The organism is Pseudomonas taiwanensis, assembly GCF_013393345.1.
Lineage (GTDB): Bacteria > Pseudomonadota > Gammaproteobacteria > Pseudomonadales > Pseudomonadaceae > Metapseudomonas > Metapseudomonas resinovorans_C.
In genome coordinates, this window is sequence record NZ_QJRF01000049.1 from 97,766 (window position 1) to 111,539 (window position 13,774).

Consider the following 13,774-nt stretch of genomic DNA (forward strand, 5'->3'; position numbering starts at 1 on the left):
GCCGACGTTCAAGAAAACGTCGGCAAGTCCTCAGCGCTTCACGCAGACGAACAATGCATTCCCGGAGGCGCCGTCCCAGGGCGTGATCCGTTCGTAATCATGCTCGAAGATGTGCACCTCGAAGTGCGGCTGCAACAGTTGCTCTAGCTCGGGGAAGCTCAGTGCGACCATGGGGTGTTCGTCCTCCCAGACCTGGGTCACCCCTGCCGAGGTCTTCTCGATGCTGAGGCGCAGCGCCTGCCGTTCGCCCTCGCCGCTGTAGTACCAGCCGGAGCCGAAGGTGAAGTGGCTGCCCTCGTGCTCCGCGGAATGGCGCACGAATGAGCGGTTGTCGATCTGTCGCTTGTCCACCGTGTTGAAGCAGAACACGCCGTTGTCCGCGAGCGCGCCGTGCACGCTGGCCAGGCACGCCCGCAGTTGCTCCAGCCCGGCGTTGTAGTGGATCGAGTAGAGGAAGCAGGTGATCAGGTCCAGCGGCTCGTCCACCCGGAAGTCCGCCATGTCCTGCCGACTGAACTGCGCTTCGGGGCAGCGCAGCTGGGCGAGATCCAGCATGGGTTGGTTGATGTCCAGGCCGGCGCTGCGGTAGCCGAAGTCGAGGAAATGGCGCACGTGCGGCCCGGTGCCACAGGCGAGGTCCAGGTGCCTGTTCCCCTGATTACCGAACAGTTGGTGCAGCCGGCGCACGCTGTGGCTCTGTGCGCGGTAGTCGATGTCGGCGCACATCAGGTCGTAGTAGGAGGACAGATCGGTGTACAGCGCGTTGAAGGACATAAGCAGCCAGAAGGTTCGAGGGAGGGTTCGACGGGCACGGCGCCCTGGTCCGCTATCTGTTCAACTCGTAAGCGCACATATTGACCGTTGTAGCCAGGTTCAGCGATTCGATGGCGCCGCAACCGGAAATCGTGAACGGCTGGGCGTTGAGTGCGAGCAGTTGCTCGCGGGGCACGCCACGGGCTTCATTGCCGAACAGATAACAATCGAAGCTCTTGAAGCCAGCGGATTGCACGCGGTCGCCCGTCATATCCAGACAGGCGATGCGCTCGAAGCGCGCGCCCAGGGAATCCAACTCCACATCCAGTTCCATGGGCGCATGGAAGATGGCGCCCATGCTGGAGCGCACGACTTTGGGGTTGTACGGATCAACGCTGCCGGGACTGAGCAGGCAGCGAAAATTACCGAACCACGCCAAGGTCCGCAGGATGGTGCCGAGATTGCCCGGGTCCTGAATTTCATGCAGGTAGATGGCGCGCTCGTTCTTGGCGAGGGCCGAAGCCGACTGGACAGCGGCCGGCATGGGCACCACTGCAATGATGCCCTGCGGTGTCTTGGTGTCGGCGATATGCGCCATCTGGCGGTCGTTGATCACATGGGTTTCAAACGGACTTTGCCAGTGCTCGTAGGCGCCGGTTACGTACAACTGGCTGCGCTGGAGCAGCGGATTGTGCAAGGCCGCTTTTTGCAGTTCCAGCAGCAGGTGCTCACCCTCCACCAGAAAATGCCCGAACTCGGCCCGGTACTTTTTCTGGTGAAGCTTCTTGATGTCGTCGAGTTTCATCAATGCGGCGCTCAGTGAGTCTGCACGTCGGTCTTGTTCAGTTCAGACAGCAGCGACTTGGCCACCGCTTCGGCGACTTTGATGCCATCCACACCGGCAGACAGGATGCCACCGGCATAACCGGCGCCCTCACCGGCCGGATACAGGCCGCGCAGGTTGAGGCTCTGCAATGTCTCGTTGTCGCGGGTGATGCGCACCGGCGAGGACGTGCGGGTTTCGATACCGGTGAGCACCGCGTCATCACGATCGAAACCGCGAATCTGCTTGCCAAACGCCGGCAGCGCCTCGCGGATGGCCTCAATCACGTAATCGGGCAGCGAAGGCGCGAGATCGCCCAGTCGCACACCGGGTTTGTAGGAGGGTTCCACCTCGCCGAACTCGGTCGACGGCACGCCGCGAATGAAGTCGCCAACCAGCTGCGCGGGCGCACAATAGTCGTTGCCGCCCAGTTCGTAGGCGCGGGATTCCAGGCGTTCCTGCAATTCCACGCCGGCCAGCGCGTCGCCCGGGAAATCCTGCTCCGGGTTGATGCCGACGACGATGCCGGCATTCGCGTTGCGTTCGTTTCGGGAGTACTGGCTCATGCCGTTGGTGACGACGCGACCCGGCTCTGAAGTGGCCGCCACCACAGTGCCGCCGGGGCACATGCAGAAGCTGTAGACGGCGCGGCCGTTCTTGGCGTGATGCACCAGTTTGTAGTCGGCAGCGCCAAGCTCGGGATGGCCGGCGTATTTGCCCAGGCGGGCCTGGTCGATCATGCCTTGCGGATGTTCGATGCGGAAACCGACGGCGAAGGGCTTGGCCTCGATGAACACGCCCTGCCGTTGCAGCATGCGGAAGGTATCGCGGGAACTGTGCCCCAGCGCCAGCACCACATGGCGACTGCGGAGGGTTTCGCCGTTCGCCAGCACCACGCCTTCGAGCTGGCCATCGTCGATCAGCAGATCGGTGGCCTTGCTTTCAAAGCGCACCTCGCCACCGAGGGCAATGATCTCCTCGCGCATGGCCGAAACCACGCCGGTGAGACGGAAAGTGCCGATGTGCGGTTTGCTGACGTACATGATCTCGTCCGGCGCACCGGCGCGGACGAACTCATGCATCACCTTGCGGGCGTAGAACTTGGGGTCCTTGATCTGGCTGTAGAGCTTGCCGTCCGAGAACAGACCCGCACCGCCCTCGCCGAACTGCACGTTGGATTCCGGCGTCAGGACCTTCTTGCGCCATAGGGCCCAGGTGTCCTTGGTACGGCTGCGCACATCCTTGCCGCGCTCCAGCACGATGGGTTTGAACCCCATCTGCGCGAGCAACAACGCTGCGAACAATCCGCAGGGACCAAAGCCCACGACCAGCGGCCGCTCGCTCAAATCGGCCGGCGCCTGTCCGACTGGGTAATAGTGGGTGTCCGGGGCCGGCCGTACGTTCTGGTCATCGGCGAAGCGCGCCAGGATCGCCGCCTCGTCGCGAGCTTCCAGGTCGATGATGTAGATGAACAGAATGACGCTGTTTTTCTTGCGGGCATCGTAGCTGCGCTTGAACACGGTGAAATTCAGCAGATCGGCGTCGCTAATATTCAGGCGTTTGACGATGGCCGTGCGCAGTTCATCGGCGGAGTGATCGAGGGGCAGAGACAGTTCGTTGATGCGAATCATGGCGGTAATCCTGGCCGGTGACTCCGGCAAAGGAAGCAACAGAGGGGGGAGTAAGGCGCGAATTGTACTCGCCACCACCCGCCCCTGTCAGGCCTGGCGAATTTATCCTGTTCAGTGTTATCGGCTTATAATCGCCGCCTTTTTGCATCCGACAGCGTCCCCCTGCCCCCTCCATGGGTCCGCTCCTCACATCGATTTTCCGTGGCTCGCTCTATCATGAAACGCTCCAAAAGCAGCCGTCGCTGGCTGGATGAACACGTCAACGATCCTTACGTCAAACAGGCCCAGAAGGATGGCCTGCGCTCCCGTTCCAGCTACAAGCTGGTTGAGCTGAACGAGAAGGACAAGCTGATTCGCCCCGGCATGCTGGTCATGGACCTCGGTTCCGCCCCCGGCGGCTGGTCGCAGGTCGCCGCAGGTCTTGTGGGCGAAAAGGGACGGGTTCTGGCCACCGACATCCTGCCGATGGACGGTCTGGATAACGTCGACTTCATTCAGGGCGACTTCACCGACGATGCCGTGTTCCAGCAGATTCTCGACAAGCTGGACGGCCGGAAGCCCGACCTCATCGTCTCCGACATTGCCCCCAATATCAGCGGCGTCGCTGCCGCCGACCAGGCCTCCTCGATGTACCTGGTCGAACTCACGCTCGACATGGTCCGGCAGGTGCTCAAGCCCAATGGGAACTACGTCGTCAAAGTCTTCCAGGGCGAAGGCTCCGACGAGTTCCTGAAGGACGTCCGCACCTCGTTCGAGAAGGTGGTGATACGCAAGCCAGAGGCGTCGCGGCCGCGGTCGCGGGAGGTGTACCTGGTGGGCAAAGGCTTCAAGGGATAAGCCGCCTGCGGCCTGAGTGAGTTGAAACAGAAAAGCCCCGGCGATTGCCGGGGCTTTTCGTTGATGGGTTTCGCTTCGCTCTACGCCATCCTACGCAGCCAGGCAGTTCAGGACGAGTCGGGGAGCGCATGCGGGAGCAATGACTCGTAGGATGGGTAGAGCTTGCGAAACCCATCACCGTTCCCCTGCACCCTGTTCTATATCTCCTCCATCTCCCGCCCAATCCGCAGGCAAGATTCCCGCCTTCACATACCGGTGAAACGACGACCACGGCCAATCAGCCACTCGCGCCACATGCCCATGCTTGCGCGGGTTGTGGTGGATGTAATCCAAATGCCGGGCGAAGTCGTCATCATCGCGAATGCGGTGTTCCCAGAAGCGCCGTTGCCAGATGCCGCGTTCGCCTTTGTTTCGTCGGCTAGCCGAAAGTGATTCGCTCGCCGGTACCGCGCGGGAAAAGCTGCTCTTGATCTGGCGCCAACGTAGCGCGTAGTTCGAATCTCCTGATGGAAGGCTGCAGAGTGCATGGAGATGATCTGGAAGGATCACGATAGCGTCGATGCGCCAGGGATGGCGCTTCATGCAATCACGGAAACTGAAACGGAGCAGGTCGATATGTTCGGTGAGTAAATGGCTGTTACGGTCAGCCAAGTTGAGGGTGAAGAACCAAGTGGCGCCCGGGGTGTGGTCGCGACGGTAGTGGGTCATGGCGAGGCTTCCTTGCCCGTAGCTGATGGGTTTCGCAGGCTCTACCCATCCTACAAACGGGCATTCCCGTCGCGCTCAAGCTGAGGTGTCCGATCCCTCCCATGCATCCGTAGGATGGCGTAGAGCGCATCGAAACCCATCACCATTCCCAGCGCCAGGCCATCGCCCTACCGACTCGCCACCCAACAATGACAATATGCTTGTTTCCAACGCACCTCCCGACACAAGGCGGCCCTCGATGAAGACCCCCGGCGGTATGTTGCTGACTGGCATCGAACTGGACCGCTCCAGCCCTGTTCCCCTCTACCGTCAGCTCTATCTGCAGGTACGCAAGCAAATCCTCTCCGGACGCCTGCCCGGCGGCACGCGCCTGCCCTCGACGCGAACCCTGTGCAAGGAGCTGGGCCTGTCGCGCATCACCTTGCTCAACGCCTTTGACCAATTGACCTCCGAGGGCTTCCTGGCGTCGCGTACGGGCGCGGGCTCCTATGTCGGCGACGAGTGGGAGGGGCGCAAGGCCGCGGCCGACAAACCGCGCAAGCCACCCCGCCTGTCGAGCATGAGCCAGGCCGTGCATTCCCTGCGCAGCGACCATTTCAGCGGCATGTCCTACAGCGCCTGGGCGCCGGATTGCCCGACCTCCTTCCTGCCCAGCCACCCGGCCTACGATGCCTTCCCGATGCCGGCGTGGAAGCGCCTGATAAACCGCCAGCTGCGCAAACCGGGCAAAGCTGAACTGGGGTATGGCGAACTGAAGGGCTTGCTGCGACTGCGTGAGGCCATCGTCGAATACGTTGCAGATGCACGCGGCATCGAGTGCAGCGCCGATCAGGTGGTCATCACGTCCGGTGCCCAGCAAGCCTTCAACCTTCTCGGCATGCTTCTGCTCAATCCGGGTGACAGTGTGTGGATGGAAGACCCCGGCCACATCGCCGCGCGCATCGCCTTCCAGGCGCAAGGCTGTCATCTGGTGCCCGTGGCCATCGACGACCAGGGCCTGGACGTGCAGCAGGGATTGCGCGAATGCCCGGAAGCGCGATTGGCCTTTACCACCCCCTCGCGCCAGCACCCGTTGGGCACCACCATGAGCTACGCGCGGCGCCAGGAACTGATCGACTGGGCCGGGCGCTTTCAGGGATGGATCATCGAGGACGACTGCGATAGTGAGTTCCGCTATGTCGGTCGCCCGCAGCCAGCGCTATACGCCATGGACCAGTGGGACAAGGTCATCCACGTGGGCACCTTCAGCAAGGTGCTGTACCCGTCCCTGCGCCTGGGGTACGTGATCCTTCCGGAGGACCTGGTGGAACCCTTCTGTGCCATTCGGGCCGTCATGGACCGCAGCCCCTCCACGCTGCACCAGGCCACCACCGCCGACTTCATGCTGGACGGTCACTTCCTGGGCCACATACGTCGCATGCGCAATCTCTACCAGGCGCGCCAGGCGTGCCTGGTAGAGGCGTTGCAGCGCCACCTGGGCGGTTTCCTGACAGTGAATGCCGTGGAAGCAGGACTGCACCTCATCGGCTGGCTGCCCGAGACGACGGACGACGCCGCCCTCGCCCGCTCGCTCGCCGACCATCACGTCTACACCTACGCCCTGCGTGACTACTGCATCCGCCACCAGATGCCGCCTGGGCTACTGCTGGGTTTCGCCGCCATGCCGGAAACGCAGGCCGAGCAGCGTGTGCAGGAGTTCGCTCGGGCTCTGAGTACCCTTGGCGTACGAATTTGAGCGCGGGCCCGCGCTCAAAATGGCTATTTAAACCAAACAATAGTGGCTATAGGTATAGCGCCATTCCGGAGCGATAAAAGCACTGCCGGCCACCCCGGCGTCGCTATCAGGAATGACAATAATGAATGCTATACAAGCCCGATTCGCCGCCCTGCTAAGCCATAACGCAGGGGCGGACAGTGCGCCCCCGCCTCTGACTCCCGACCTTGCCCGCCGCCTGCTGGAACGCCTGGACAGCATGCGCCTGTTCGCCCACGGCTATCCGCTGCTGACCAACCTCACCCAGGGGCGTGTCACGCCCGAAGACATGCTCGATTTCGCCTACCGGCATGAGCTCGACGGCCTCTCGCTGCATCTGCTGGACGGCGAGCACAACAGTCTTTCGCGCATGACCGCCGAGCAACTTGCCGCCTTCGCCGACAAAGCCCGTGCGCTGGAACTGGACGTGCATGTGGAGATCAGCAGCACCCTGCCCGAGGACGTCGATCAGGCAGTGGCGGTGGCCCGTGCAATCGGCAGCCGCAACATCCGCGTCTACTCCCGCTACGAGGGCCACCTCTCTCGCGTGATGGACCTGATCGAAGACGACCTGCAGCGCCTGGCGCGGCTGGCCGACGAGCACGACCTCAACTTCGATTTCGAGCAGCACGAGGAACTCAAGAGCGACGAGATCGCCAGCCTGCTTCGCCGTGTCGGTCATCCACGCCTGAATGCCCTGTTCGACTTCGGCAACATGATCAATGCCTGCGAGCAACCGCTACCGGCACTGGCCCATCTCTCGCCCTATATTCGTCAGGTGCACCTCAAGGGCGTGCGCGTGGTGCCCGAGCAGAACGGTTTCGGCCATTACGGTGTGCTCCAGGGCAGCGCCGATGACCAGTTGCCTGGCGCGCGCATGCTGCTGGAATTGCTGCTGTTGGGCGAAACCGCTCCGCAGGTGGTGGCGTTCATCCTCGAGCAGGAGAACCACTACATCGCCCCCGCCTTCCGGCAGACCGGCGAAGACGCCGACCCCTTCATCCCCTACCGCGAAATGAGCGAGACGCTGCTGCCCCCGGGCTACAGCCTCGAACGCATGCTCGCCGACGAACACCGCTGGGCCAACAACCAGGTGCGCTACATGCGCGGCCTGCTGGCGGAACTGCGCCTGCTGGCCGAACTGACGCTGGACGACGCAGAACGCATCTGACCGGCCGTTCAATCGGCCCTTCGACAACTCTGGAAGCTGTGGAGAACAACAATGACAGCACAGAACAAAGCCAAATGGCTCCGTTTCCTGGTCCTCGTCCTCGGCGGCGGAACCATCTACAAACTGGCCAACCTCAAGGACGCCTTCTACATCCCTATGCAGGAGCACATGGGGCTGACCCATACCGAAATCGGCACCCTGCTCAGTGCAAACGCCATCATTGCCACCGCGCTGTTCGTGGTCGGCGGCTTCCTCGCTGACCGTTTCGAGACGCGCAAGCTGATCCCCCTCGGCCTGATCGGTACCGGTGCCCTGGGCCTGTACCTGGCCAGCTTCCCCGGCTACAGCCAGCTGCTGATCGTCTTCGCCCTGCTCGCCGTGTGCGCCGACTGCATCTTCTGGCCATCCCTGCTCAAGGCGATCCGCAACCTCGGCGACGACGGTGAGCAGGGACGCATGTTCGGCTTCCTCGAAGGCGGCCGTGGCGTGGTGGACACACTCGTGGCCTTCTCCGCCCTGGGGGTTTTCGTCGCCCTAGGCTCCGGCGCCGCCGGGTTGAAGGCCGCCATCCTGTTCTATTCGGGCATCGATATCGGCGTCGGCCTGCTTACGCTGTTCCTGCTCAGGGATGCACGCCAGGCGAACGGCAATCGTGAGCCCATCGGCTTCGCCGGCCTGATGGAAGCGGTGCGCATGCCAGGCATCTGGCTGGTGAGCCTGAACGTGTTCATGGTCTACATCGTCTACTGCGGCCTGACCTACTTCATCCCTTACCTGAAGGACATGTACGAGCTGCCAGTGGCCCTGGTCGGCGCCTACGGCATCATCAACCAGTACTTCCTCAAGGTGCTGGGTGGTCCGGCTGGTGGCTTCATTGCCGACAAGGGGCTGAAGAGTCCCAGCCGCTACCTGAAGTGGGCTTTCCTCGCGCTGCTGCCGCTGATGGCCGTGATTTTCAGCATCCCCCATGGCGAGAGCTACATCTATGCCGGCATGGCCGCCACACTCTCCTTCGCCCTGGTGGTTTTCACCATGCGCGGTGTGTTCTGGGCGCCAATGAGCGAAGTGGGCATTCCCTCGCGGATCAGCGGTTCGGCTTTCGGCATCGGCTGCCTGATCGGCTACGCGCCGGGCATGTTCGCCTACATCATCTACGGCGCGCTGCTCGACCACTATCCGGGCGAACAGGGCTACACCTACGTGTTCACGCTGATGAGCGTGCTAGCTGTAATCGGCTTCATGGTCTCCAGCCTGCTGCAACGTTCGGTGAGCAGACGTGTCGCCGCGACCTCCGGTGAATCGCTGGCTTGATAGCGGCACCCTGCAAAAGCCGGCCATAAGGCCGGCTTTTTCTGATGCCCCGCCCGCTGATACGCCATCGCTCTATGCCGCGCGCAACCTCGTTCGATCCACATGATTGATCGTGCGCCAGATCTGTTTGGGCGTCGCCAGGGCGGCCGCCGTGGTCCAGCGCTGATCCGGGTCGCTTCCGATGCGCAGCAAACCTGTGTGATTGGCTTTGTCCGCGTCGACCAGTGGATCGGGGTCGTAGAAGCCGAGGGCGTAGCGCAATTGCTCGACATCTTCAGGCCGACCTGTCAGGAACTGCCAGCCAGGTCCGATGTGGTGCTGTTCGACATAGGCCTTGAGGACCTGCGGGCTATCCAGCAAGGGTTGCAGGCTGATCGAGTACATAAAGACGTCGCGTCCCACACGGTCGCCCAAAAGCTGCTGTACCTGCCTGAGATTCGCCGTGGCGGTCGGGCAAATCCCGGTACAACTGGCATACATCATGTTGATGGCGACGACCTTGCCGCGCACCAGGTCGTCGTAAAACCTGACCGCTTTGCCCTCGTGCGTGTACAGCGGCGTATTGGGTATGCGTTGCTCGCTGGTCGTGCCGGCGTCCGTCGGTCGCGGCAGGCTCAGGATACTGTGCAAGGCATATAGCCCCAGTGCGGCTGTCCCCATACCGAGCATCAAATCTCTTCGTGTGTTCATCTGATCTCCACCCTTGCCGATCAAGTGGATGTATCCACGACATTCAAACGCACCATCATCTCGTGGTCCTCGTGAATCACGTTGTGACAGTGCATCACGTACTTGCCGGTGAAATCGCGAAAACGCACCAGCAACCGGATGGTCATGCTCCCCTCGAGCACGAAAACGTCCTTGCGACCTCGCTCGTGGGGCGGCACGGCTCCCGAGCTCTTGCTGAGGATTCGCCCCTCCTCCAGATGGATGTGGACGGGATGGTCCCAGCCTCCCTTGCCCGACAGTTCCCAGACTTCAGTGGCACCCAGCGGAATGATGTTGCTGGTCTCGTCCTCTGCATCGAACAGTTTGTTGTTGATCGTCCACATGCCGTTCTGACGATCGAACTCCCAGCGCCGTTTGGGTAGCCGGTTGAGTTCCGCCGCCGTCGGCAGCTCTCGCAATGGGCGCAGTAGGTTGGGTACCTGGCTGAGGTCCTGCTTATCCGGATTACGATCGACAACGATCTTCAGCACCCGCGTGCCCGGACCTTGCACGCCGTTGGGCTGGCGCGTGCTGTCCTGCTGCAAGCGATTCACCAGATAGAGCTCGGTGCCGATCGGGTACTTGGAAAAATCCACCACTATGTCGGCGCGCTCGGCCACCGCGAGGCGCACCTTGGTCTGGCCACGCAACGGCTGCGGCAGCAAGTTGCCGTCGCTGGCCAGGTAGTCGAAGCGCTGATCCTTGCCAGAGGCATCGACCAGATAGAACTCATAGAAGCGGCTGGGCCCCGTATTGAGCAGGCGCAGACGGTACTTGCGGGCGTCCACCGGCAACACGGGCTCGATCTTGCCGTTGACCGTGACCTTGTCGCCCAGCACGCCTTCCGGACCGAGCTCATTCCAGAACAGCAGGCCGTTTGCGTCGAAGCGTTTGTCGCCAAAGGCCAGTGGATAGTCGTAGGCGCCACTGGGTAGACGCAGGGCTCGCGGGTTTGGATCGAGTTCGTCTCCCGAGTCGAACTCATCGAATATCAGGTAAAAGCCCGCCAGTCCGAGGTAGGTGTTCGGCGCGGTGAAATCCTTGGTGTGGTCGTGAAACCACAGCGTACCCAGGCCCTCACGATAGTCACCGATCACCTGGCCATTGGCGGCGTAACCGGTGAATGGGCCGGGATTTTCCAGGTTTTCCAAGTAGCCGGCATAGACGTTGTGATAGAGGTGATCCTTGAATTCCCCAGGCGTGATCTGAGAAGCATCGCGCAGGTCTGCGGCGCTATAGAAATCGGACGGGAAGCCGTCACACCCGGAAGACGCGTGCAGATTGTGCAGATGGGTGGATATCTCCGGGCTGCCAACCCTCGGACGGACGAAGCCCTGGGCGACCAGTCGGTCCGTCGAAGCCGCCAGCCGGCTGTGGAAGCGGCAAATGATCGGCCGACCGTAGCGCGCGAGAATCGTGAGGGGAAACGTCGGCGTCGGCCCGGCTGATTGAGCGGTGCTCTGGTACGTCCAGATGATCTGCTTGGACGGGGGATAGTCGGGATGAAATTGCCAGGGAATCGCCTGAGCGCTTATTTCATAGAGGTCCGTTCCATCCAGTCGCTCCAGGACCTCGAAATGCTGGTGGGCAGGGCGCCCGGCTTCTCGTTGCTGCGGATCTGCGTTTTCGCTCTTGGGCTCCAGTTCCGAGAGTGGGAACAGCGCGTCCACCTTGTTCAGCGGGACAATCTTCCTCGGCAGGACACTCAGCCACGGCCTGGTAGGTGGGCTGCTGGCACTGCCTTGACTGCCTGGGCCTGAGGACGACGATTGCGAGCCGCTGCCAGAACCTTGCGCGGCTGGGCTGTCACGGCCACTCAGCAACAGCGGCGCGACCATTGCACGGGTGGACCATTTAAGGAAGGTGCGGCGTGCTCCGTCCTCGAGGGAACTGTGAGGGGGCCTGGGTTTCCAGCCACTCGCTGGAATGAGTTTTTCCCCGCGAGCCGCGGGCAGTTTGTTCTTCCATCTAAGCATGGCGGCTGCTCTTCTTGTTGCGTGGCAATTACAAGTTCCTCGCAGGAGCTTGTATGAACGCGAACCAGGTGAGTGCCACCGCCTGAGCGCATCTGAATGGCCGTCGCCTTTTCAGTGGCAAGGATGGTCAGTTACGGCAGCGATGACCGCGTCAGGGAGGGTGGCCCTGCTGGTCAAACAAGTGGTGGGCCATGCAGGAGCGGCGAGACATGCACATGCGAGGGGGATGCGAGTTCCGCACGGCGGGGCGATGCGTTGTCCACGATAAGACTCCCGATTGAAGAGCCCCCTGAAACGCTTTGCTCGCCTGCCTTCGAACCCACAACAACAGGACTTCATCCCTTTTTGTTGTGGGGCAAAGTTTAGTTACATTTGCCACGATCGCGATATTAGATTGCTATTACACAGTTGCCATTAATGCTATTCAGAAGTTTGCTCTGATTAGCGCAAGAGTCGGCAACTTGGAGCAATGAGAATGCCTCTTTGTCACTCCATTTAAAGGCAATTACGCCCCGCCCCTAACGCCGGTTACGAGATGGTTTGGTGTTCTCCCAGGATTACCACCCTGTCGCCAGTCGCATTCAGTATGTGAAGGCCGTACCTGTTCAATAAGCCTCCGATTGGCTGACAATCGGAACGCCCCTTCGCTACCGAACCGCGCACATGGACCAGATACTTTCCCTTCTCTCCGAAACCGTTCCCAAAGCCCGGACTCTGGAAGAACTCACACGGCCCCTGCTGACCCTGCTCAGCCAGGTAACCGGTATGGAGTCGACCTACCTGACGACCATCGATACCGACGAGGGGGTCCAGCGTGTCGAGTTCGCACGCAACGTAGGTGACATGGTGATTCCTGAAGGGCTGGTGGTGCCCTGGGCAGACACCCTGTGCAAGCGGGCGCTGGACGAGAACCGGCTGTACTCGGACAACGTCGCCGAATGCTGGGGTGACTCTGAGGCCGCCGCGGCCCTCGGCATCAGGACTTACGTGAGCGCACCGATCAGGTCCCAGGATGGGCGGGTGCTGGGCACGGTCTGTGCCGCCAGTTCGGATCAGGTGGCCCGTTCTCCAGAAGTGGAACCGTTGCTGATGCTGCTCTCGGGGTTGCTGAGCTACTCCCTTGAGCGTGAGCTGCTGGTCGAGCGGCTCCAGACCGCCAATGCCGAGCTGGCCAAGCTGGCCCTGACGGACCCGCTGACAGGCCTTTCCAACCGGCGTGCGATCCTCAGCGATGTCGCGCGCCTGTTCGCCCTGGCCCAGCGGGAGAACAAGTATTTGCTGGTGGGTGTGATCGATCTGGATGGGTTCAAGCTCATCAACGACACCTACGGCCACCTGGCAGGCGACCAGTTCCTGCGCGGCGTAGCAGCCCAGCTGCAGCAAGTCCTCAGGGCAAGCGACATCATCGGGCGCGCGGGTGGTGATGAGTTCATCGTGATCGCCTTGGGCACGCCGTCGGAACACGCGGACCTGGCGCAGGACATGCAACATGGCGCCGAGCTGCTGCAGGATCGTCTGGCCACAGGGACGATTGGGCGATACGACCTGGGCGAGGGCCTTGGCGATATCCACTATGCCGGCGCGAGCGTGGGTGTCGTGGCGGTGCTGCCGGACAGCATGACTGCGGACGAGGCCATCAAGCTGGCCGACCGCGAGATGTACAGGGTGAAACAGCAGCGCAAGGGTCAAGCTACACGCCACTGAATGCGGATTGCTTATCCGCTCGACCCTCATCTGGACGCTCAACTGCGCGTTGCCCGATCCGACGCCAGGGTCGGGCATCAACCGCCCTGCCCCACGCAGCATCTACGCCCTGCTCGACCTCGCCTCTCTGGTGGGGATCGCCCGTATCTGGAACCTACTCCAGGTGGAAGCCGCCCGCCGTCTGGAACCGGGAGGCGCCATCTACCACGAAATGGATGAGGTCGACGTGCGCCGCGAGCTCGCCCATCCGAAAAGCATTGTCGGCTCCAACGGCCCACCCAACGATCCGCGTCCGCACCGGCGGCTGTGGGGAACCTTCCCCCGCGTGCTGCGCCACCTTCGAACCCCCGACGCTGCCATCCACCGGAATCAGCGGTACGGGTGAACGGCGTGCTCAAC

The 13,774-nt window shown here is 62.0% G+C and carries 12 protein-coding genes; 6 read left to right on the plus strand and 6 right to left on the minus strand.

From position 1 onward, the window contains the following. Nucleotides 1-30 precede the first annotated feature (30 nt). Genes DM872_RS10715 through DM872_RS10725 form a run of 3 tightly spaced genes read right to left on the minus strand, consistent with a single transcriptional unit; the run spans nucleotide 31 to nucleotide 3,207 of the window. The gene (locus DM872_RS10715) at nucleotides 31-774 is read right to left on the minus strand and encodes a class I SAM-dependent DNA methyltransferase (RefSeq protein ID WP_179059474.1); all 744 of its coding nucleotides are present in this window, start codon (nucleotides 772-774) and stop codon (nucleotides 31-33) included. 52 nt (nucleotides 775-826) lie between these two features. After that, nucleotides 827-1,558, minus strand: coding sequence for a TrmH family RNA methyltransferase (locus tag DM872_RS10720; RefSeq protein WP_179059475.1), 732 nt, complete (start codon nucleotides 1,556-1,558; stop codon nucleotides 827-829). A gap of 11 nt (nucleotides 1,559-1,569) precedes the next feature. Then, nucleotides 1,570-3,207, minus strand: a complete 1,638-nt coding sequence (locus DM872_RS10725; RefSeq protein ID WP_179059476.1) for an NAD(P)/FAD-dependent oxidoreductase — start codon at nucleotides 3,205-3,207, stop codon at nucleotides 1,570-1,572. A gap of 216 nt (nucleotides 3,208-3,423) precedes the next feature. Between DM872_RS10725 and rlmE the strand changes: the two genes are divergently transcribed. After that, on the plus strand, nucleotides 3,424-4,044 hold the full coding sequence (gene rlmE / locus DM872_RS10730; RefSeq protein WP_077524505.1) for a 23S rRNA (uridine(2552)-2'-O)-methyltransferase RlmE: 621 nt from the start codon (nucleotides 3,424-3,426) through the stop codon (nucleotides 4,042-4,044). A 174-nt stretch (nucleotides 4,045-4,218) separates the two neighbouring features. Here the strand turns inward: rlmE and DM872_RS10735 are convergent, their stop codons facing one another. Continuing rightward, nucleotides 4,219-4,752 carry an REP-associated tyrosine transposase gene (locus DM872_RS10735; RefSeq protein WP_179059477.1) on the minus strand — a complete coding sequence of 178 codons (534 nt, stop codon included), beginning with the start codon at nucleotides 4,750-4,752 and terminating at the stop codon, nucleotides 4,219-4,221. Nucleotides 4,753-4,990: 238 nt separating this feature from the next. On the opposite strand from DM872_RS10735, the gene pdxR reads away from it, so the two are divergent. From pdxR to DM872_RS10750, 3 genes are all read left to right on the plus strand, one after another. Next, on the plus strand, nucleotides 4,991-6,487 hold the full coding sequence (pdxR, locus tag DM872_RS10740; RefSeq protein ID WP_179059478.1) for a MocR-like pyridoxine biosynthesis transcription factor PdxR: 1,497 nt from the start codon (nucleotides 4,991-4,993) through the stop codon (nucleotides 6,485-6,487). A 121-nt stretch (nucleotides 6,488-6,608) separates the two neighbouring features. Next, nucleotides 6,609-7,676 carry a sugar phosphate isomerase/epimerase family protein gene (locus DM872_RS10745; RefSeq protein WP_218649224.1) on the plus strand — a complete coding sequence of 356 codons (1,068 nt, stop codon included), beginning with the start codon at nucleotides 6,609-6,611 and terminating at the stop codon, nucleotides 7,674-7,676. Between the two features lie 51 nt (nucleotides 7,677-7,727). After that, nucleotides 7,728-8,987, plus strand: coding sequence for an MFS transporter (locus DM872_RS10750; RefSeq protein ID WP_179059479.1), 1,260 nt, complete (start codon nucleotides 7,728-7,730; stop codon nucleotides 8,985-8,987). A 72-nt stretch (nucleotides 8,988-9,059) separates the two neighbouring features. Here the strand turns inward: DM872_RS10750 and DM872_RS10755 are convergent, their stop codons facing one another. Together DM872_RS10755 and DM872_RS10760 are read right to left on the minus strand one after the other, a co-directional pair. Beyond that, nucleotides 9,060-9,677 carry an SCO family protein gene (locus tag DM872_RS10755; protein WP_179059480.1) on the minus strand — a complete coding sequence of 206 codons (618 nt, stop codon included), beginning with the start codon at nucleotides 9,675-9,677 and terminating at the stop codon, nucleotides 9,060-9,062. 20 nt (nucleotides 9,678-9,697) lie between these two features. Next, nucleotides 9,698-11,365, minus strand: coding sequence for a multicopper oxidase family protein (locus DM872_RS10760; RefSeq protein WP_373273700.1), 1,668 nt, complete (start codon nucleotides 11,363-11,365; stop codon nucleotides 9,698-9,700). 969 nt (nucleotides 11,366-12,334) lie between these two features. Here DM872_RS10760 and DM872_RS10765 point away from each other — a divergent pair. Both DM872_RS10765 and DM872_RS30880 read left to right on the plus strand, forming a co-directional pair. Then, nucleotides 12,335-13,375, plus strand: a complete 1,041-nt coding sequence (locus DM872_RS10765; RefSeq protein WP_179059482.1) for a sensor domain-containing diguanylate cyclase — start codon at nucleotides 12,335-12,337, stop codon at nucleotides 13,373-13,375. Between the two features lie 7 nt (nucleotides 13,376-13,382). Continuing rightward, nucleotides 13,383-13,760: a hypothetical protein gene (locus DM872_RS30880; protein ID WP_179059483.1), complete on the plus strand. Its 378-nt coding sequence runs from the start codon at nucleotides 13,383-13,385 to the stop codon at nucleotides 13,758-13,760. Nucleotides 13,761-13,774: the final 14 nt, after the last annotated feature.

Coding starts and splice junctions, on each gene's coding strand:
- DM872_RS10715 (WP_179059474.1), bottom strand. CDS start 774: ATGTCCTTCAACGCGCTGTACACCGATCTGTCCTCCTACTACGACCTG.
- DM872_RS10720 (WP_179059475.1), bottom strand. CDS start 1,558: ATGAAACTCGACGACATCAAGAAGCTTCACCAGAAAAAGTACCGGGCC.
- DM872_RS10725 (WP_179059476.1), bottom strand. CDS start 3,207: ATGATTCGCATCAACGAACTGTCTCTGCCCCTCGATCACTCCGCCGAT.
- rlmE (WP_077524505.1), top strand. CDS start 3,424: ATGAAACGCTCCAAAAGCAGCCGTCGCTGGCTGGATGAACACGTCAAC.
- DM872_RS10735 (WP_179059477.1), bottom strand. CDS start 4,752: ATGACCCACTACCGTCGCGACCACACCCCGGGCGCCACTTGGTTCTTC.
- pdxR (WP_179059478.1), top strand. CDS start 4,991: ATGAAGACCCCCGGCGGTATGTTGCTGACTGGCATCGAACTGGACCGC.
- DM872_RS10745 (WP_218649224.1), top strand. CDS start 6,609: ATGAATGCTATACAAGCCCGATTCGCCGCCCTGCTAAGCCATAACGCA.
- DM872_RS10750 (WP_179059479.1), top strand. CDS start 7,728: ATGACAGCACAGAACAAAGCCAAATGGCTCCGTTTCCTGGTCCTCGTC.
- DM872_RS10755 (WP_179059480.1), bottom strand. CDS start 9,677: ATGAACACACGAAGAGATTTGATGCTCGGTATGGGGACAGCCGCACTG.
- DM872_RS10765 (WP_179059482.1), top strand. CDS start 12,335: ATGGACCAGATACTTTCCCTTCTCTCCGAAACCGTTCCCAAAGCCCGG.